Source organism: Rhizobium sp. LjRoot98 (genome assembly GCF_964252935.1).
Taxonomy (GTDB): Bacteria; Pseudomonadota; Alphaproteobacteria; order Rhizobiales; family Rhizobiaceae; genus Pararhizobium.
Window position 1 is genome coordinate 434,914 of the sequence record NZ_CAXUPW020000005.1, and the last position, 18,101, is coordinate 453,014.

The following is an 18,101-nucleotide window of genomic DNA, read 5'->3' on the forward strand; positions in this document are numbered from 1 at the left end:
ACGTTCAGGATGTGGCTACCGTCGTGTCGCTGTCGCTTCGCCAGCGCAGGAATTTTGCCGGAACACCGGCGACGACCGAGAATGGTGCGACATCGGAAACGACAACCGCTCCCGCACCGACGATCGCGCCCTTGCCGATTGTGACACCGGGAAGGATCGTCGCATTGGTTCCGATATCGGCCCATGCGCCGACGCGGACCGGCTTGATTTCGAGGTCCGTGCGGATGATCGGCACGTCGATTGGAATCGCCGTGTGGCTGGAACCAAGCAGCTTGGCGCCTGGCCCCCAGCCGACGTATTCCTCGATCACAAGGTCGCGCGCATCAAGAAACGCCTGCGGACCGATCCAGACATTGTCGCCGATCACGCATGTTCCATCATACCGGCCCTGAACATAAGCCTGCGCTCCAATGAACACGCCGTTGCCGATCTCGAACGTTTCGGGATGCTTGAACCCGGCACCGCTTCCAATATTCAGGCCGCCACCGCACCGGCGCGTGGCTGCCTGCCAGATCGCCTTGCGCATCAAGGCATCGACATACCCATCCACGGCTGAAAAACGGCCATAGAGCTCGACAAGGCCAGCGGCACCATATGAGCGCTTGAGTTCGGCGGCGAGTTCACGCTGGAAATCCGGGTCTTTAGTGATTTCGCGACGGCCGTGAACCGCTTGAACGATCCGGGCAACGGAGGTGATGTCAGCTGACATAGGCGTCTTGCTCCACCGCGCAGACCACCTGTTCGACCTGTCTTGCCGTCATTTCAGGATAGATCGGTAATGACAGAACCGTGCGTGCAGCAGCTTCCGAGACCGGGAAGTCACCCTGCCGGTATCCGAGGTCTTCGTGCGCCTTTTGAAGATGAACCGGAATGGGATAATGCAGCCCGGACTGGATACCCTCGGCTTCCAAAGCGCGATGGAGGCCGTCCCGATCCCGGCAGCGAACGGCATAGATATGATAGACGTGCCGGCGATACGCCACTTCCACGGGTGTTTCCACGGTGTCCAGATTGGAGAGCATCGAAGAATAGCGTGCGGCATGCGTCCGGCGCGCCGCGGTCCAGGCGTCAAGATGCCGAAGCTTTACCCGCAGGATCGCACCTTGGATGCCGTCCATGCGGTAGTTGAACCCTTTCACGAGATGGTGATAGCGCCGTTCCTGGCCCCAATCCCGCAGCATGCGCATGGTCTTGGCGTGGGCATCATTGTTGGTGACAATAATGCCGCCCTCGCCGCAGGCGCCGAGGTTCTTGCCGGGGTAGAAGCTGAAACAACCGGAAGCGCCGATACTACCTGCGCGGCGGCCTTTGTACTCCGCACCGTGAGCCTGGCAGGCATCTTCGATAACGGCGATACCGTGGCGGGCGGCAATTGCCATGATGGCATCCATATCGGCCATCTGGCCGTACAGATGAACAGGGACGATTGCCTTTGTGCGCGGCGTGATCGCCGCTTCAAGTTTGGCGGGATCCATGGTCAGCGTGACAGGTTCGACATCGACGAACACCGGCAATGCGCCGGCATAGCAGATCGCCGATACGGTCGCGACGAAGGTAAATGGAACGGTAATGACCTCATCGCCGGGGCCGACATCTGCGGCGAGCAGGGCCAGGTGGAGTGCACTTGTGCCGGTGTTGACGGCTACGGCGTGTTTCGCGTCGCAGTAAGCCGCGAACTCCTCTTCAAATTGAGCAACCTCCGGACCGAGCACATATTGTGCCGAAGCCAGTACGCAGAGGACCGCAGCGTCGATCTCGTCCTTGATCGAGGCGTATTGTGCTTTGAGATCAAGGGACGGGATCATGCGATCAGCCTCGCTTGTTCCAGCTCGACCACGCGGCCGCGCTGCGCAAGAGACTGGGTTGCCGCTTCCAGAATGCGCACGACACGCAAACCGGCATTGCCATCGACGATCGGCTGCAGGTTTTCTTCCACGCAATCGACGAACTGTTTGAGTTCACGGCCCAACGCCTCGGTCATGTCCAGCTGCGGCGCATACATATCGCCTGTGCGATAGCCGACCAGCATCTGGTACACCTTCTCGCCATTGCGCTGCGGGTTGCCATTGAGGGTAATGCCCTTGTCGTAGATCTTGATCTTCTCGCTGGGCTCGAGGTCGTCATAGACGATCATCTTGTTGCTACCGCCGATCAGTGTCCGGCGCACCTTGACGGGTGCGAGCCAGTTGACGTGGATATGGGCGATCAGTTTGCTTTCGAAAAACAGGTTAAGATAGGCGATATTCTCTGGTTCGCCGGCGACATGGCTCATCCCGGTTGCCGACACCGCGACCGGCTTTTCCTGCAGCACATAATCCATGATGGAGAGATCGTGGACGGCCAGGTCCCAGATGACGCTGACATCATGCTGGAACAGGCCGAGATTAACCCGCACGGAATCGTAGTAATACATGTCGCCAAGGCCGTTTTCGACGACTTCGCGCATCTTGCGGACGGCGCCCGTATGAACGAACGTATGATCGACGGCGAGAACAAGACGGCGGCGCGCAGCTTCATCGACCATCCGGCGCGCCTCATCCACCGTCGAGGCCATCGGCTTTTCGACGAAGACGTGCTTGCCCGCCATCATTGCTTTCATGGCAAGCTTGAAATGGGTCGAAACCGGTGTGGCGATCGCGATCGCGTGAACGCGGGGGTCGCGCAGAACCTCTTCGAAATCGCTGGTGATCTCCACGGCCGGATAGCGCGCCTTAACGGTCGTCAGCCGCTCCGGCATAAGATCACAAACATACAGAAGGCGCGCATTGGGTACCTCCGCTAGGTTTCTGACAAGATTGGGGCCCCAATAGCCGTAACCGATCACCGCTATGCCGATCATTATACTCTCCTGGATAAAGGGGTTTTGGCCGGTGCGCCCTGGACGCGACCGATAATGTTTGCTGGAACACCTGCGACGATGGCCCAGTCTGGAACATCTTTTGTCACCACCGCGCCCGCGCCGATGACCGCACCGATGCCGATCGTCACCCCCGGAAGGATTGTCGCATTGCTGCCAATCGCCGCCTGACTTTTGACCAGTGTGGGAACAACTTCCCATTGGCCGTCAGTCACCAGCTCGCCGTCGGAATTGACGGCACGCGGGTAGAGATCGTTGGTGAACATGACACCATGGCCGATAAAGACGCCGTCTTCGATCTGCACACCTTCGCAGATGAAAGAGTGGCTGGAGATTTTGCAATTCCGGCCGATGACGGCGTTTTTCTGGATTTCGACGAATGTACCTATACGGGAGCCTGCCCCCACTTGGCATCCGTACAGATTGACCAGATCAGGGTGGTGAATGATCACCCCTTCATCCAAAATGACACTCGATGCGATCATGCCGCGAAGACCCCAAGCCGCCAACTATGCTGAATTCAAACGGGTTGGATGCGGCGATTTCTGCCGCTAAACCATCGGTTATTGCCCCGTTGCTTTTGAATTCTTCCGCATTCAGAAGAATTCCTTTCGACCAGCGAGTAAAGGGAACAAAATGCGGTAATCCGCACTTCGAAAGGCGTAGCCGGGCAGAGGGTGTTGATGCTTCCTGCTGCGGGGCTTGCACCTATCGGCTCCAGCCATGGATGCTTCCATCAAAAGGGGGCTTGCAGGGCATCCCTCCCGTGCAGCTATGGCAAGCTGCGTGTGTTAGCCTGGATTCTGGGCAAAGGCGTTCGGCTTGATGGACCAGAGGCAGGAGCAAACGATGCGCTAGGTACCGCGATATATCAGGGCGCCTTACTTTGCTTGAAACGTGCCATTGCGTTGCGGGTTTTTGGTATGGACGGGGAGCGTCCGGTCAACACAGCCTGAGCCAAGTTTTCGACTATGCGATGGGTCGTTGAGGCCGCCGTTTGAACAATTTTCCAACCGCGATAGTGCCGATCAGGTGCATATGGCGGGGATAGTCTCCGAGCGCGGCAGTCAGAAATTTCACGGCGCTCCGCGTTTTTCCCGCGGTATAAAAATAACGGGCGACATCGATCAGCATCAAGGATCTCTGTTCCTTGCGCCCGCACAGCACCTGCCTGTTCTTCTTCAGGATGCGGAGCAAACCGATGATTTCCCGGCGTCGATTTATCGAAATGCTGTCGCGCGAAATGAACCCGAGCACGACCGGTTCTATGTCTTCATAGATTGACGTGTGCTGGGCGAGCCTGATGGCAAAGTCCCAATCTTCATTGGCCCGGGCGCAGACATCGAACCATTCCGCATCCGGAAAGCAGTCCTTTCGAAACAGAGCATTTTGCAGACTGATCCGATTTTGTGTGAGGAGGCGTCCGAGTTGGTCGTCGTCAAGCGACAGGCGCCCTTCGGGAGGAGGGTCGTAAGCCACCCGGCCGGATCCGTAATTTCGTTGATTGTCGCGCCCATAGACAATTTTCGCGCCGATAACGACACCGACGTGGCCGGGAATCTTGGAAAACAATGCAAACTGCTTCTGCAATTTTCCGGGTAACCACAGGTCGTCGCTGTCCTGGAACGCGATATATTCGCCTTTTGCGTGACAAAGTCCGGTGTTTCGTGCAGCGGCGGCACCGCCGTTTCGAGCGCGCCTTACATAGCGTATACGGTGATCGCTGAAACTGCGCACGACACTTTCGACGTCCTCCGTCGATGCATCATCGACGACAATCAGCTCCAAGTCCTGATGGGATTGGGTGAGGACGCTGTTGATCGCTGCAGCGAGGCAATTGCTCCTGTTATAGGTGGGCAGAATAACCGATATCGTCATCAACTAATTTCCACATACTCAAACGACAGAGACATCGTAAATGCGTTGCGGCAGTACGTCTGGCCTCGGCGCGACGTCTGTGCAATGACCGCGGTTCAAGTCCCTGACGAGCGCGATCCAGCTGTTCCGGCGTAAGGGACCGCCCTGACCAGCGCAATCTAGCTTTATTCATAAGCAGGTCGCCAAGAGGGGAGGCGGCGGGATGCAGCGTGGCCGAAGCTCCGTCCTTTGGAGGAGCCTGCGTTCGCCCGATAGGTGATTTTCAGCTGTCGACTGAAACGGCAGGCCGCATAAGAGGTAGCTGTTTCGGCAAAAACCCCGCCCCCTCTCGACCAAAATCCAGGTTCTTATTGCGCAAAGACTTCGACAGAGTGCAGCCTCATTCAAACGGGTTCCGGCGTCACGGAGTGAAGTTGTGTTTAATCTCCTGCAGATTGCAGTTTCCAGCACGGCGTGCCGCGCCTCTAAGGCAAGCCAGAAATCCGGCCATGGCTTGACGCAACCGTCTCGGCTTGGGTTTACCCTTTCAAATCGGGTTCCTCAGTAATGCACACGAAGCGTGTCGCAAGACGGCGGGCGGAGTTCCACGAGCAGCCACGGCAGCCTGGCTCCGACGCTCGGCCTGTCTTTGCGCGCAGCGCGGATCGTGCGGTCGTTGTTCGCGCGCTTGCAGGGTCTGAGAGAATTGCCGAGTCTGCGAGCCAAAATGCCTTGTCTTGGCCGGCCGTTGTATTTTTGATCACCTTGATCATTCCCTGGATCATCGAGCTCGGCTCGTTGCGCCTGTCGGTTTCCCGCCTCATCCTGATTGCTGCGATCATCCCGTGTCTGGTCATGTGGATGAACGGTAAGGCCGGGCGGATCAGGGCGCCTGATATTCTGGTGATTTTGTTCTGCCTCTGGTGCTCGCTCAGTCTTGCCGCAGTCCATGACCTGGCCACTTCAGTCCAGTCCGGCGGGATGATGGCGATTGAAACGATGGGAGCTTATTTTCTTGCGCGCGTGTGTGTCAGGAATGAGAGGCAGTTTTACGGAATGGTTAAGACCATCTTCTTGTTAATATTGCTTCTTCTCCCATTCTCCATCTATGAATCCGTAACAGGCTCGAACGTAGCGCTCAATTCGTTTCGGGCTGTTCTACCCACTCAGATCGATTATGCGATGGCGCCACGATGGGGCCTGCGTCGTGTGCAGTCGGTCTTCGATCATCCGATTTTATACGGGGTATTCTGCACAATCGTTTTTGCCCTGGTGCACAAGGTTCTGGGGCGGAACCTTTCACTGATACGGCGATGGGGTCGATCGGCGTTGGTGTTCGTGGCCACCCTTTTGTCGATGTCGTCTGGCCCATTGAGCGCACTGGTGATGCAGGCCCTTTTGATGTCCTGGGGATGGATTCTACGCGATTTTCCCTATCGATGGCATGTTCTCGCGGGGGGCTTTGCTGCGCTTTACCTGGGGATTTCCCTGCTTTCGAACCAATCCTTTTTTGAGTTCTATGTTCACTATTTTGCCTTTAGCCAAGATACGGGATGGGATCGCATTCGCATCTGGCACTACGGATGGCTTTCGATCTTCAATCATCCAATATTCGGCATCGGCTTTCATGAGTACCAGCGGCCGGAATGGATGGAGCCGAGCATCGATATGTTCTGGCTGATCAATTTCGTGCGTTTCGGATATCCCGGTGGTATCCTGATGTTCCTGGCTTTCGCGTGGGTCTTTTTCAGTACCGCTTTGAAAAAAGGGCTGACCGCGCAGCAAAATGACTACCGGACCGCTTACCTAATTTCCATGATTGGCATCTTTACGGTGGGGTGGACGGTCCATTTCTGGAACGCACCCTATTTGCTGATCATGTTTTATCTGGGAAGCGCATCCTGGATGCAGGATATTAAAGGCGGCGAAGGTCAGCGCATACAAGCCGGCTCAAAGCGTACGGGCCGAACAGTGCGAACACCGTCATGAGATTTTGGATCAAACCTCGGTGGCATGCAATTTCCTGGTTGCTTGCTGCGGCTGTGGTACAGAGCGCGCCTTCAGCGTCGAGTCAGCCAGCGATCCTGACACAGCCATCTGCTGTTGCGATGACGAAGGACGCTTACCCTGATGAAACGAATACTGGTATCCCTGCCAACACCCCCCTCAATAGAGCGGCCACTTTAACTCTGAACGTCCCCGGAGCGACAGTCAGTGGCCTGGATTTTGCCGGAACTGTCTCGATAACCGCACCGAACGTCACGCTTCGCAATTGCAGGATAAGGGCAAACGGCTGGGCTGTGCTGGACATCCGTGCAGATGGCGTGACCGTTGAGAATTGCGAGATCGATGGTCAAGCCGCGCCTGGTATCCGGGGTATCAGCATTTCCGGCAGTAACGTCACGATACGCCACTGCAACATCCATCATACGGAAGACGGCATATACCTCACAGGCTCATCAAAAATAGGTATCGAAAACAACTATATCCATGACCTGCAATCCCAGTGGGACGGTCCTCATTTTGATGGAATTGCCACGGATGGCGGGATCGCCGATGTTCTCATCCAAGGAAATACCATCGTCAATCCGCACTCGCAGACGTCGGCGATCATGCTTAGCAATTATTTCGGGCCGATCGCGCGCGTGCGCGTTGAAGGAAATCGCCTCGTCGGCGGCGGATATACGGTCTATTCGGACGGTCAATTCGGTGGAGGCAAAATACGAAACGTCTCATTCGTCAATAACAGAATGGGAAAAGGTTATTATGGGTACGCATCGATGAACAATAATTCTCCGGATTGGTCCGGAAACTTTGACGATACACTTGGAACAATATTGAACCAATAACAATTGGCACGCATTGGGGGCCCAGACGACATGAAGGACCTAACGATTAGCCGCTTCAGAACTGCTCGCGGGCGCATTCTAAGACGTCAGATTGAGAAACTTGCCGATCACCTGGGGAGGCCTGTCGCTATTCTGGACGTTGGCGGGCGGCCGGACTATTGGGATAACGTTGGACATGAGCGTATTAGCGAAATTCGGCTTTTGAACATAGATGAGAACGAGATCGACCGGCACGGATTGTCGAATCTCTTTACCAGTGAGATCGGCGATGCGCGCAACTTGAAAGGGTATGCCGATAAGTCGGTTGACCTGGTTCATTCCAACTCGGTGATCGAGCATGTCGGTGCGTGGCCCGACATGAGCGCGATGGCATCCGAGATGCAACGTGTAGGCCTTTCCGGGTGGATACAGACGCCAGCCTGGGAGTTTCCCATCGAGCCGCACTTCCGGCTTCCTTTCCTGCACTGGTTTGCTCCACCCATCCGCCGTGCCGCCCTTAAGTTGTCGAGGGACTATGGCGCTTCCGACATCGCCGTGCGGCGTTATCACACGGATCGGATTAACCTCCTGTCCTACAGCGAAGTCAGAGCTCTGTTTCCCAAGGGCGACATATATGTCGAGAGATTTATCTTCTCGAAAAGCTATTCCGCTCGATGGGGACCGGTGGGCGAATGAAGGCGCCGTTCTCACGGGCAGGAGTATAGGCTGCCGGATTGCCACGTTTACCGTGGCGATGAAGGGCGAGTTGTCGGGCAGGCGCGGTGGACAATTTTGCAAACGTTGCGACGTCAGCTGGTGTGCCCGTTGTCCACGGAAAAGCCATTCTGGAAATTTGAGTTTAACCTGCTGCTGCATTTCCTGAAACAGTAATAATACAAATTTAATATTTAAAATACTTCAAAGTTATTCGCATCATTGTGATTTCATTGAATATGCCGGGTCTCTCCAGTCTCGGCGAGATTGCAAAATCCCCCCTTCAGTCTTTGGCCGGCGAGCTTCTTCTGGCAAAACCCGTAGAAAGGTATTGGCCATTTTCGCAAATAGCCCCCTTCTTCCTTCCCTCCGGAAGCGCTCCCTTTCGCCAGGGAAAACAAATAATTTAAGGAATCATTCAAATACTAGGCAACGCCGGTAATTTGTGTAATATAAGAAACTGCGAATAGATATTTTGATTTTTTAGAAATGTATCACAGGTTGAAGTCATAGTAAGAATCTGGGGCTGGCGCGTGCGTTTTTTAACGACCTTGGCAAAAGGCAAGGGCTGTTGCACGTGCGTTTTAGGAGTGAATATGTATGAGCTCACTATTGATGACAAATGGCAAGGACATATCGAGTAACCTTTTTCATTCTATAGCAGTTGATCCTCCTCATACTGAAAACGATAAAAGAACCGGTGAGTTGCCACGGGGGCGCTCGCTTTTAATCATTGACGATCGCGCACTTGACCGGCAATGCCTCGCCTACTGCATCTCTGCCCATAAGATGGATATGGATGTGCTCGCTTTCGGTTCTGTGAACGAATGGGAGCGCAAGCGGCATGACTACCCGTCACTGGCTGCCGTCCTGCTGAATATAGGCGGGAAAAAAATTGGTGATCCTGGGGTGTCCGAGGAAATCACCAGGCTTTCTTCAGCCTTTGAAGCGCCCATCATTGTTCTCGCTGATGCTGATGACCTTCCGCAAATAATGAAGGCGTTGGAGTGCGGAGCAAAGGGTTATATTCCATCTTCCGTCAGCATTGACGTCTGTATTGAAGCGATCGCTCTTTCAATGGCAGGCGGTATCTTCGTGCCGGCCAGCAGCGTATTCGCGATGCGACAGGCAATTGAGACCGGAAGTCCGGCTGCGCGTCCGTTGACAGGCATGTTCACGGAACGGCAGGCCGAAGTCGTTGAGGCGCTTCGGCGTGGCAAAGCCAACAAGATCATCGCCTACGAACTCAATTTGCGGGAAAGCACCGTCAAGGTGCACATCCGCAACATCATGAAGAAGGTCAAGGCGACCAACAGGACCGAAGTCGCTTACAAGATCAAGGATCTTTTCCCGCTTTCTTCCGTTTCCGCCAACGAAGGACGGAATGAGACGATGAAGGGAAGTGAGCACTAACATTGATCCGGACTGGTCTTCATGTACTTTGGGAAGATCATTTGGATTTGTTCCGTTCGGTAAATAATCAGCAAAGCACCGGGTCGTCTTGGTGCTTTGCTTTTTTGTGCGGGCCTTTTTTCAAAGACCCGTCCCTTTGAGGACAACCATTGGCGTCAGGAACAGAATCCACAAATCAGCACTGAAGGACATCATGGCCGAATAGCGTGTGTCATGCATCGCGCGCTCGACGAAGGTGCACGCATTGCGCTCACTGATTTGCCATAGGCCAGTCAAGCCGGGGCGCATGTTGAAGTAGGCCGTTCCGGGATAATGCTGCCGCTGTTCGGGAAGCATCGGACGCGGGCCAACCAGACTCATATCTCCAGCAAGGATATTCAGCAGTTGCGGGAGTTCATCAATTGAATATTTGCGCAGATACTTTCCCAGCCACGTAATGCGGGGATCGTTCTCAAGCTTCTGCTTGGTTTCCCATTCGGCCTTCGCCGAGGGGTCGGTATCCAGATATTCTTGCAGCCTCTTCTCCGCATCGACGGCCATCGTCCGAAGCTTCCAAAGATTGAAGATCTTCCCGCCCTTTCCAACGCGTGGTTGCGAGAAGAAGGCCTTTCCGCCCTTCACCTGGATCAGCAGGGCAAAAACAGTGACGATCGCCAAAGCGAACGGTGCCGCCAACAACGTCGCAGTGATGTCAAAAAAACGTTTGGCAGTAAGATAGAGCGATCGGGATTTGGTTTTTCGGTTGTATGTCGGATTATGTGCAACAAACCGTAAGGGATATCTTAGATTGCTTTCCGACATAACGCCTCCAAAATGGCTTCTTTTTGAAAAGAACCGCACAAGGGGCGTGCAATATGTGAGTATAATCTCGAATTTAGAGGATTATGTATTTCCTCATTTTCGTATGTATTGCCCCAATAGCCGTTATTAATAAGATATTAACCATTGGAAGAGAAATCGCAATAAATCTAATCTAAACAATTCGATGTAGGTCAGGTTGTCGTGAGAAATATCCGGATTTGATTAAACGCTCATCCGACAGGTTGCGGCCGGGTGGATGACAGGAAAAGGCACGGTCAACTCACCGGCGGATGGTGCTTGGAACGGCACGCGAGGTGTATTCGACCAAGTTCTGTCAGCTTGAGTGCGTGCCGCATGCGGGTTGCACGGCGATGTGAGTGTGCCTGTTGCAGGCCGATTTCCTGGGAGCATGCAACGTGGAGGTATCTCAAGATCCTTCGCGGTTCCAGTTTTCGACAAAGCGGCCTGCATCGCCATGAAACACCAGGCCGAACATCCGGCGACCTCTATGAAGCCGAATACGGGTTAAGCATGCGAGCGCGAGCATGCGATTTCGGACACCGGATACGCGATCCGTCTTGAAGATTTTGAAGGCTTCCGCCAACGGTGAGCCGACGACAAGGATGCCATCGACAAGCCAGCGCAGCATCGCCCCTCGGTCACCGGCAACTTTGCGGAATTCGTGGGCTACGTGCCGGTCCCAACGGCGCGCCAGATCGGCAAACGACTTGCACGAGGGGGTAAGAACTCTTGCCTCGGGCAGAAAGATAATGCGGTGGCCTCTCGCCGTTGCCCGCTGTCCCCAGTCGGTATCCTCCATCGTCGAGATCCCGCCGAAAGGTCCTACTGACTGAAAAACCTTCTTTCTGACCGCCATGTTGCCTGTTGCGGCAAATCCGTATTGTTCGACGTAAGCGCGTGCGCGGTAGCTATAGATACTTTCATAGGATTCAATCGCGCTCGGATATCGGGGGTCCGTAACCAAAATTCCGATATCGCCGCCGAGAAGAGCGACGTCGGGCTTGTTCGCCATCAGGCTGACGATCTCTTTTACCCAGCCGGGCTGAGCGACGCAGTCACAGTCTATAAAAGCCAGTAGGTCCGCGCGCGCGAGATCGGCGCCACGATTGCGCGCCGGTCCCGGGCCGGGAACAGTCTCACGCTCTAAACGGAGATCCGGAATACCTGCACATGCCGCCGTAGGCATTTCCGCCGAGCCATTGTCCACCACAATGATCTCGAACGGAATGCCATCTGCGCGTTGTGCATCCAAAAAAATAAGGCACTGGCGCAGATCGTCCGGTTCGTTGAGGTGAGGCACAATCACGCTGAGCTGCAAAGGAGGTAGCATAATAGGGGTTTCCTACTGGATTCAGGCCTGGCTTTGATTTCGACAGCGATGCACCCCCGGCCACGGCAATACCTGCCAATTTTCACTGCGGCTGATCGTCAATGTTCTCCTCATAGGATGAACGGAATGACCGAGCGTAGGAAGACGGTCTGGTCTTCGCCTTGAGGCGCATCAAGATTAGTCTCACCATCCACTTTAGGAGGACCCGGTCCTGCGCCAGAAAACCGGATAAGCCCTTCGGTGGGCGGCGGGGCATAAGCGGAGTTTCCGCTTACCTCCTGTCACATGCCGGCAAAGCCTGAATGCGCCGGGCTGCCTGGAGTGAGGCGTTCTGACGCTGATTGGCAGCCACGCAGGCTGAGAGGCTATCTACAGTATAGGTAGATCAGCTACGTCCAAAAGTATTAATTTAGCAGGCAGTGCTCTGCCGCTCACCCTACATTGACCATCTGTTCCGCGATTTCGAACCACTGAACAATGAACATGGCCACAGTACTGGTCTGGCTCAGAAGTTGGGTGTCTGCGTAATGGGTAATATAGACTTAAAATTCTACTTCTCGATCCTGCTGCGAAGGCTGCCTTATCTCATGGCGATTGTGATCGCGGCCGTGGTGTCGGCTATCGCGGCGACGCGTTTCATTTCACCGGTCTACAGTTCGAGTGCCAAAATCCTGTCCGAGGCGCCACAGATTCCGGCTGAACTTGCGCGCTCAACCGTTCCGCTAGGGGCTGTTGAACAATTGCAGATACTCCAGCAGCAAATCACCACCAGAGATGATCTGCTTGCTCTGGCAACCAGGCTGGCAGTCTACGACAGTGCGGAAAACAAGCCTCTCGAGGACGATATCGTCAGAGATATGCGGTCCCGGATAAAGTTTGAGCAGCTGCAGTTTGACACACCGGGCCGCGATCAGGGAGCGACTGTTTTCAGTGTGTCCTTCCTGGCCGGCAAGCCGGATATGGCGGCCAAAGTGGCCAACGAACTGGCAGCAATGATTTTGAACAGAAATCAGCGTCAACGGACGGATCGTGCCGGAAGCACGTTGCAATTCTTCAACCAGACCGTCGCAAGACTATCCTCCGATTTGAACAAGCTCGAAACGGATATCCTCAAATTCAAGACCGAAAACAAAGACACCCTTCCGGAAAGTCTTGATTTTCGCCGTACACAGCAAGGTAGCCTACAGGAAAGGTTGATTTCGCTTGAACGCGAAGAACCCGATCTTCGCATGAAACGAGGCAACCTGGTCGCGACATATACCAATGCCGGGCAGTTTGTCGGAGCGGTTGCGCTCACGCCGGAACAACAAATTCTTGCGGATCTCAATCGGTCGCTCGCGGAGCAGCTCGCAATCTTTTCGGAGACGAGCCCTAATATACAGGCTTTGCGCGCGAGGATCGCGGCGCTGCAGAATAACCTGTTGTCCGGGCCTTCGCAGGGGAAAAACAGCGAAAATTCGTCTCCTGCCAGACAGGCCGCTCCCTTCGGTCTCGATCTGCAGCTGGCGGATATCGATAATCGTCTCCAGGCCGTGGCCGCAGAAAAGACCTCAGTCATCCGTGGTATCGACGATCTGACCCGTTCGATTGCTGGCACCGCCGCCAGCGAAGCCGCGCTGAATTCAATGGAGCGAAACCGCCAGAATATTCAAATGCAATACAATGCCGCCATAGCCAGGCGCGCAGAGGCCCTGACCGGCGAGCAAATTGAAATGCGTGCAGACGGCGGCCGGTTTTCACTTCTTGAATCGGCGACGCCGCCCGTCAGGGCGATCAGCCCCCAACGCACCCGCATCGTTGCTCTCGGCGGCCTGGGGGGAATTGGGCTTGGGCTGGCCATCGTCGTGTTGCTCGAGCTGCTCAATAAAACAATCCGCAGGCCGGCGGAACTTGCGCAATTGCTGCAGTCGCAACCGCTCGCCACGATTCCCAGCATTAGAACTTCGGGCAAGATGCGTTCCCCAAGTCACAAGCGCCGGATAGCGGCAATGCTTGCTGCAGCGCTGATGCCGCTTTCGTTCATTGGGGGCACGGAAAGTTCAATGTGGCGGCCACTCCCCAGCCACGGCACCGTCGAAGCGCAGAGAGAATGGGATGCCGCCCTTTCGAGAGCGGAAACCTTCGTCACAGGCAGAGTTTAAATCATGGATCAAAATAGAGCATCCCTACAAGACAGTCTCAGATTGCAAAGTGGTGATCAACTGGCGGAGCAGGCAATGCAGGCATGCACGCGGCTGGGATTTGAAATCGCATGGGCAAGTCTCGAGGAGCTGGATCCAGCACCGAGTACGACTTTTCGAAGCCGGATCGTCACGATAGATCGGTCCGATCCGGCCCATGCTCCCTTCGACATGATGCGCACAAGGGTTCTGCAAAGTCTGCGTCAAAACAACTGGACGTCGATTGCGATCACCTCGCCGACAGCGTCCTGCGGGAAATCGCTGGTTGCGCTCAATCTGGCATTCAGCCTCGCACACCAACAGGACTGCCGAACGCTGCTGGTCGATCTTAATCTGAAGCGGCCGCAAATCGGCAAGATGCTCGATGTTGATGGCCAGACCTCCATGGAAGACTTCTTGAAGGGCGATGCGCAGATCCACGATGTCTTCCGGCGCTACGGCGATAACCTGGCCGTGGGTACCAACCATCAACCGGTGCAGTTTTCTGCTGAATTGCTGCAGAGTTTGGAGGCTGCAAGGATATTGCAGGACTTGCGCGTGCGCATGGGGCCAGACGTTATTTTGTACGACTTGCCCCCAATGCTCTCTAACGACGACGTGACAGCATTCCTGCCGAATGTGGACTGCGCAATTCTGGTTGCGGCAGCAGAACACAGCACGTTTACCGAGGTCGATCGTTGCGAGCGGTATCTGTCCGAGCGGACGAACATGCTCGGGGTTGTTTTGAACAAGTGCCGATATTGCACCGATTGATGACGAAATCCGAATAGGGGCGAGAGTGTCTCTTGTTCTTACCCGCCAAAGTGATTGCCAACGCTGGATCAAAGGAAATTGGCATGCGCAAAATACTCGTCGTCTATGGCACTCGACCGGAAGCGATCAAGATGGCTCCATTGGTCCATGCACTCGCTTCCTCGCGCCATTGCACGCCCATCGTCGCCGTGACCGGCCAGCACCGTGAAATGCTTGATCAGGTCAATCGGCTGTTCGAAATTCAACCCGACCATGACCTAAACATCATCACGCAGGCTCAAACGCTTGAGAGTGTCACCGCTCGCGTTCTTGCCGGCGTTTCCAATGTCATTGATATCGAAGCGCCCGACGCGCTTGTGGTCCAAGGTGACACGACAACCTGCTTTGCCGCCGCGTTGGCCGCCTTCTATCGAAAAATTCCCCTGATCCACCTGGAGGCTGGACTGAGAACGGGCGAGCGCGACAACCCCTTTCCAGAGGAAATCAACCGCCGCTTGACCACTCAGCTCGCAGCACTGCATCTGGCCCCCACCAATACCTCGAAGGTTAACCTCCTTAACGATGGCGTCACAGCCGACGATATTGTCGTCACGGGCAATACCGTCATTGATGCTCTGCTACATGTGTCCGGGCGTAACACTCAGACCGAAAATCAGGATCTCCAGCGGATCACGGGCCGGAGGAGCGTTCTGGTCACGGCGCATCGGCGCGAATCCTGGGGCGAGCCGATGGCGCAAACCGCTCGCGCCATCGCGCGGCTAGCACAAAAATTTCCGGAGATTGCCTTTCTGCTTCCTGCTCATCTCAACCCGGCAGTGCGCAACGTTCTGCTTCCCCCGCTGCAGGGGCTTGAGAATGTGCAGATTACGCAGCCGCTCGATTATGGTGACTTCGTCAAGGCCATGCGCGATTGTTCTATCGTATTGACGGATAGCGGTGGTGTGCAGGAAGAAGCCCCCACCTTTGGTAAGCCGGTTCTCGTCATGCGCGAAACCACTGAGCGGCCTGAAGCCGTTGCCGCCGGCACAGTGCGGCTGGTTGGAACGAATGAGGACCGTATCGTTAGTGAAGTGACCGAATTGCTGACGAACCGGCGGGCCTATCAGGAGATGGCGCGCGCCGTGAATCCCTACGGAGACGGGCAGGCCGCAATGCGGTCAGTCCAAGCGATCGAGCATTTCTTCGCGCTGGGAGAAAGACCGGATGAGTTCGATGCTGGACCGGGTGCCCCTCAAGCGCCAGCCGTTGCACGGACGATGAGCGGTTTTGCTGCTTAATATCAGCCTCTTTTGATAAGCATGTGGTAATGTAGTGAATGCCGGCCCAGCGTTCGTCGCAAGTCAGCCCGCTACGGATAGCTACCGGCCCTGCTGGAGAGCCGCTGGACAACAGTGTTCTGCCCATCGCTGACCAGCCGGTAAAGGCTGGTCTCTCTTGTGTACGCCTTAAAGATATCTGCTCCGAAAATCTCCGTTCAAGAATGCCGGCAAATGTTTGAGTAAGTATCAAATGGAAAGCCCACGCCATGAGCGAAAACGACATGTCAAAATGGGAGGTGGACGCCGATAACAAGCTGAAGGCCTATACCCTCTTGGAATGGGGTGTAGCCGTTGGCGAACCGTATCATGTCATGTTGCGGATTGGATATGCTGTTTCCAAGTGGGAATGGGACACCTACAAGGATACCGACCGCTCGCCGCATCAGTTTCAGACGGCAATGTCTCCGACTGCGGCCAAGGAGCTTGGAGCGCTTCTCATCCTCTACGCAGAGGAGGTGGAAAATCAGGTTCCTTCAAAGGGCGAACAAAACTGACAGTGCCGAAGGCAAACGGCGTTCGCGCAGCCAGGCTCCCGCCTGCGCTCATCATTCGTTGATGGGCCTCAAACCGTTGTTCAAATAGGTAGTTTTTTCAAGTGGCCGCTCCAGAGCGGCTGGTTTGCCTCTTCTTGTCATTCCGTTCTCGGCGGAAGCACTCCACAGACAGCATAATCGGGAAGTACAACCTACTCCAAAGAGACAGGCCGCCTTCACCCCTTGCAGCGATGGCTGCTTCGGCAAGGAGAGAATATGCTGGATGCTTATCTGTTCATCAGGGGCAATTTATCGGGTTTAACCGAAAAGGAGATGACAATGTCGTCAAGCAAAGAGAAACAGACGCAAATCAATGGTGCGCGGCGGAATTTTCTCGGTTTGGCCGCAGCGACTGGGGCGAAAGTTGCGGCACTGAGTGCCTTGGCAGCAACAACAATACTGCCGGCCTCGATTGCCCAGGCGATGGGGACGCCGTGGTGGAAAAAAGGCGGCGACGGAGGCGGAAATCCCATGTGCTTTCTTTGCGGCACGTCGATCATGACTCCGGCAGGTGAAGCCAGCATCGAGAGCCTTCAAGTCGGTGATTTGGTGAAAACCGCGCGTGGCAAGGACATGGCAGTCAAATGGATCGGCCGTCACCTTTACAGGCGAAACGGTACGTCCTGGCAAGCGAGCGTCGTCCCGATCCGCATTGCGCGGCACGCGATTGACGAGCAGACACCACGCCGGGATCTCTATGTCTCTCCGGGACACGCTCTCTTGATTGATGGTGTGCTCATCAGAGCAAAGGATCTTGTCAACGGCATCTCCATTGCACCCGCGCTTCCGGATGATCGGGAGATGATTGAGTATTACCATATCGTGCTTGATACCCACGAGGCGATCCTGGCGGAGGGGGTCGCTGCCGAAACCTTCCTTCTCAATGCCAACAATCACGAAGCGTTCACCAACTTCGGTGAATTCAAGCGCCTCCATCCTGCCGGTGAGACGACAGTCATGACGCCGTTCGCACCAGTCGTGGCGCTTGATTCCGGCCGGGAACACCTGAAGGCGTTGTTGCCGATGCGGATGCGGCGCCTCTTGCATCTGCGTGAAACAGCGCGCAACGCTCGCCAAAGGTTCGCGGTGCGTGCTGAGCAACTCATCAGCTGAGAGCTGACGTATAGGTCGCATCCAGAGGCGGTTTGGGCCGCCTCTGGTTTGTTTGAATGGGGATGAGGCCGCTTTAGCGGCCTCACTGCGTTACAGCACGAAATAACCCTTGGCGAGCGAGACGGCATCATCCAGGTGAATGGCGAAATCGGCCTTCCCGTCACCGTTGACATCACCGTAGACATAGGTGTCGGAGGCAGCCTTGACGTAGCGCAGTTCTCCCGCCTTGCCGGTGAACGCCGCGGTGCCGACGTAGGTGAAGGCCTGATTGCCGGATGCTGCGGTGTTCGCATCGATCGCCGACAGATCGATCCGGTCACCGCCGGTGCCCGAGAAGTCGAAGATCGTGTCGCGGCCACTCACCGCCACTGTCGAGTCGGGT

Annotated in this window: 17 protein-coding genes; 9 read left to right on the forward strand and 8 right to left on the reverse strand. The window is 55.4% G+C overall.

Annotated elements, in window-relative coordinates:
• Positions 1-4 precede the first annotated feature (4 nt).
• The 5 genes from ACSQ3J_RS18965 to ACSQ3J_RS18985 form a co-directional block, all read right to left on the reverse strand.
• The gene (locus tag ACSQ3J_RS18965; RefSeq protein ID WP_060504576.1) at positions 5-709 is read right to left on the reverse strand and encodes an acyltransferase; all 705 of its coding nucleotides are present in this window, start codon (positions 707-709) and stop codon (positions 5-7) included.
• Positions 699-1,805 carry a DegT/DnrJ/EryC1/StrS family aminotransferase gene (locus ACSQ3J_RS18970; RefSeq protein WP_060504577.1) on the reverse strand — a complete coding sequence of 369 codons (1,107 nt, stop codon included), beginning with the start codon at positions 1,803-1,805 and terminating at the stop codon, positions 699-701. Before ACSQ3J_RS18970 ends, ACSQ3J_RS18965 begins: the two co-directional genes overlap by 11 nt.
• Entirely contained in the window at positions 1,802-2,839 is a 1,038-nt protein-coding gene (locus tag ACSQ3J_RS18975; RefSeq protein ID WP_436039873.1) for a Gfo/Idh/MocA family protein, read from the reverse strand. Before ACSQ3J_RS18975 ends, ACSQ3J_RS18970 begins: the two co-directional genes overlap by 4 nt.
• Positions 2,839-3,342 (reverse strand): acyltransferase, encoded by a 504-nt coding sequence (locus ACSQ3J_RS18980; protein ID WP_060504602.1) that lies wholly within the window; start codon positions 3,340-3,342, stop codon positions 2,839-2,841. The genes ACSQ3J_RS18975 and ACSQ3J_RS18980 overlap by 1 nt, the downstream gene beginning before the upstream one ends.
• Before the next feature lie 484 nt (positions 3,343-3,826).
• The gene (locus ACSQ3J_RS18985) at positions 3,827-4,735 is read right to left on the reverse strand and encodes a glycosyltransferase family 2 protein (RefSeq protein WP_436039875.1); all 909 of its coding nucleotides are present in this window, start codon (positions 4,733-4,735) and stop codon (positions 3,827-3,829) included.
• 546 nt (positions 4,736-5,281) lie between these two features.
• Here ACSQ3J_RS18985 and ACSQ3J_RS18990 point away from each other — a divergent pair.
• The 4 genes from ACSQ3J_RS18990 to ACSQ3J_RS19005 all read left to right on the forward strand — a co-directional run bounded on the left by ACSQ3J_RS18990 (position 5,282) and on the right by ACSQ3J_RS19005 (position 9,669).
• Complete coding sequence (locus ACSQ3J_RS18990) at positions 5,282-6,703, forward strand: O-antigen ligase family protein (RefSeq protein ID WP_060504580.1); 1,422 nt, start codon at positions 5,282-5,284, stop codon at positions 6,701-6,703.
• Entirely contained in the window at positions 6,700-7,563 is an 864-nt protein-coding gene (locus ACSQ3J_RS18995; protein ID WP_082512158.1) for a right-handed parallel beta-helix repeat-containing protein, read from the forward strand. The genes ACSQ3J_RS18990 and ACSQ3J_RS18995 overlap by 4 nt, the downstream gene beginning before the upstream one ends.
• Positions 7,564-7,593: 30 nt before the next feature.
• The gene (locus tag ACSQ3J_RS19000) at positions 7,594-8,238 is read left to right on the forward strand and encodes a class I SAM-dependent methyltransferase (protein ID WP_156397646.1); all 645 of its coding nucleotides are present in this window, start codon (positions 7,594-7,596) and stop codon (positions 8,236-8,238) included.
• A 618-nt stretch (positions 8,239-8,856) separates the two neighbouring features.
• The gene (locus ACSQ3J_RS19005) at positions 8,857-9,669 is read left to right on the forward strand and encodes a LuxR C-terminal-related transcriptional regulator (protein ID WP_436039877.1); all 813 of its coding nucleotides are present in this window, start codon (positions 8,857-8,859) and stop codon (positions 9,667-9,669) included.
• 120 nt (positions 9,670-9,789) lie between these two features.
• On the opposite strand, the gene ACSQ3J_RS19010 is transcribed toward ACSQ3J_RS19005, so the two are convergent.
• Together ACSQ3J_RS19010 and ACSQ3J_RS19015 are read right to left on the reverse strand one after the other, a co-directional pair.
• Positions 9,790-10,470 carry a sugar transferase gene (locus tag ACSQ3J_RS19010; RefSeq protein WP_060504584.1) on the reverse strand — a complete coding sequence of 227 codons (681 nt, stop codon included), beginning with the start codon at positions 10,468-10,470 and terminating at the stop codon, positions 9,790-9,792.
• A 427-nt stretch (positions 10,471-10,897) separates the two neighbouring features.
• Complete coding sequence (locus ACSQ3J_RS19015; RefSeq protein ID WP_060504585.1) at positions 10,898-11,821, reverse strand: glycosyltransferase; 924 nt, start codon at positions 11,819-11,821, stop codon at positions 10,898-10,900.
• 527 nt (positions 11,822-12,348) lie between these two features.
• Between ACSQ3J_RS19015 and ACSQ3J_RS19020 the strand changes: the two genes are divergently transcribed.
• From ACSQ3J_RS19020 to ACSQ3J_RS19040, 5 genes are all read left to right on the forward strand, one after another.
• Positions 12,349-13,962: a GumC family protein gene (locus ACSQ3J_RS19020; RefSeq protein ID WP_436039879.1), complete on the forward strand. Its 1,614-nt coding sequence runs from the start codon at positions 12,349-12,351 to the stop codon at positions 13,960-13,962.
• Positions 13,963-13,965: 3 nt separating this feature from the next.
• Positions 13,966-14,754, forward strand: a complete 789-nt coding sequence (locus ACSQ3J_RS19025) for a CpsD/CapB family tyrosine-protein kinase (protein WP_060504586.1) — start codon at positions 13,966-13,968, stop codon at positions 14,752-14,754.
• Positions 14,755-14,837: 83 nt separating this feature from the next.
• Entirely contained in the window at positions 14,838-16,031 is a 1,194-nt protein-coding gene (gene wecB / locus ACSQ3J_RS19030; protein WP_436039881.1) for a non-hydrolyzing UDP-N-acetylglucosamine 2-epimerase, read from the forward strand.
• Between the two features lie 248 nt (positions 16,032-16,279).
• On the forward strand, positions 16,280-16,567 hold the full coding sequence (locus ACSQ3J_RS19035) for a hypothetical protein (protein ID WP_060504588.1): 288 nt from the start codon (positions 16,280-16,282) through the stop codon (positions 16,565-16,567).
• Between the two features lie 255 nt (positions 16,568-16,822).
• Positions 16,823-17,719 (forward strand): Hint domain-containing protein, encoded by an 897-nt coding sequence (locus ACSQ3J_RS19040; protein ID WP_244482174.1) that lies wholly within the window; start codon positions 16,823-16,825, stop codon positions 17,717-17,719.
• Between the two features lie 90 nt (positions 17,720-17,809).
• Here ACSQ3J_RS19040 and ACSQ3J_RS19045 read toward each other — a convergent pair.
• Positions 17,810-18,101 (reverse strand): M10 family metallopeptidase C-terminal domain-containing protein (locus tag ACSQ3J_RS19045; RefSeq protein ID WP_436039883.1); only part of this gene is annotated, 292 nt, incomplete at its 5' end.

What these genes read in the sequence shown, in the direction of transcription:
- ACSQ3J_RS18970 (WP_060504577.1), bottom strand. Translation starts at nt 1,805, where the DNA reads ATGATCCCGTCCCTTGATCTCAAAGCACAATACGCCTCGATCAAGGAC.
- ACSQ3J_RS18965 (WP_060504576.1), bottom strand. Translation starts at nt 709, where the DNA reads ATGTCAGCTGACATCACCTCCGTTGCCCGGATCGTTCAAGCGGTTCAC.
- ACSQ3J_RS19035 (WP_060504588.1), top strand. Translation starts at nt 16,280, where the DNA reads ATGAGCGAAAACGACATGTCAAAATGGGAGGTGGACGCCGATAACAAG.
- ACSQ3J_RS19025 (WP_060504586.1), top strand. Translation starts at nt 13,966, where the DNA reads ATGGATCAAAATAGAGCATCCCTACAAGACAGTCTCAGATTGCAAAGT.
- ACSQ3J_RS18995 (WP_082512158.1), top strand. Translation starts at nt 6,700, where the DNA reads ATGAGATTTTGGATCAAACCTCGGTGGCATGCAATTTCCTGGTTGCTT.
- ACSQ3J_RS19040 (WP_244482174.1), top strand. Translation starts at nt 16,823, where the DNA reads ATGCTGGATGCTTATCTGTTCATCAGGGGCAATTTATCGGGTTTAACC.
- ACSQ3J_RS19010 (WP_060504584.1), bottom strand. Translation starts at nt 10,470, where the DNA reads ATGTCGGAAAGCAATCTAAGATATCCCTTACGGTTTGTTGCACATAAT.
- ACSQ3J_RS18985 (WP_436039875.1), bottom strand. Translation starts at nt 4,735, where the DNA reads ATGACGATATCGGTTATTCTGCCCACCTATAACAGGAGCAATTGCCTC.
- ACSQ3J_RS18990 (WP_060504580.1), top strand. Translation starts at nt 5,282, where the DNA reads ATGCACACGAAGCGTGTCGCAAGACGGCGGGCGGAGTTCCACGAGCAG.
- wecB (WP_436039881.1), top strand. Translation starts at nt 14,838, where the DNA reads ATGCGCAAAATACTCGTCGTCTATGGCACTCGACCGGAAGCGATCAAG.
- ACSQ3J_RS19020 (WP_436039879.1), top strand. Translation starts at nt 12,349, where the DNA reads ATGGGTAATATAGACTTAAAATTCTACTTCTCGATCCTGCTGCGAAGG.
- ACSQ3J_RS19015 (WP_060504585.1), bottom strand. Translation starts at nt 11,821, where the DNA reads ATGCTACCTCCTTTGCAGCTCAGCGTGATTGTGCCTCACCTCAACGAA.
- ACSQ3J_RS19000 (WP_156397646.1), top strand. Translation starts at nt 7,594, where the DNA reads ATGAAGGACCTAACGATTAGCCGCTTCAGAACTGCTCGCGGGCGCATT.
- ACSQ3J_RS19005 (WP_436039877.1), top strand. Translation starts at nt 8,857, where the DNA reads ATGAGCTCACTATTGATGACAAATGGCAAGGACATATCGAGTAACCTT.
- ACSQ3J_RS18980 (WP_060504602.1), bottom strand. Translation starts at nt 3,342, where the DNA reads ATGATCGCATCGAGTGTCATTTTGGATGAAGGGGTGATCATTCACCAC.
- ACSQ3J_RS18975 (WP_436039873.1), bottom strand. Translation starts at nt 2,839, where the DNA reads ATGATCGGCATAGCGGTGATCGGTTACGGCTATTGGGGCCCCAATCTT.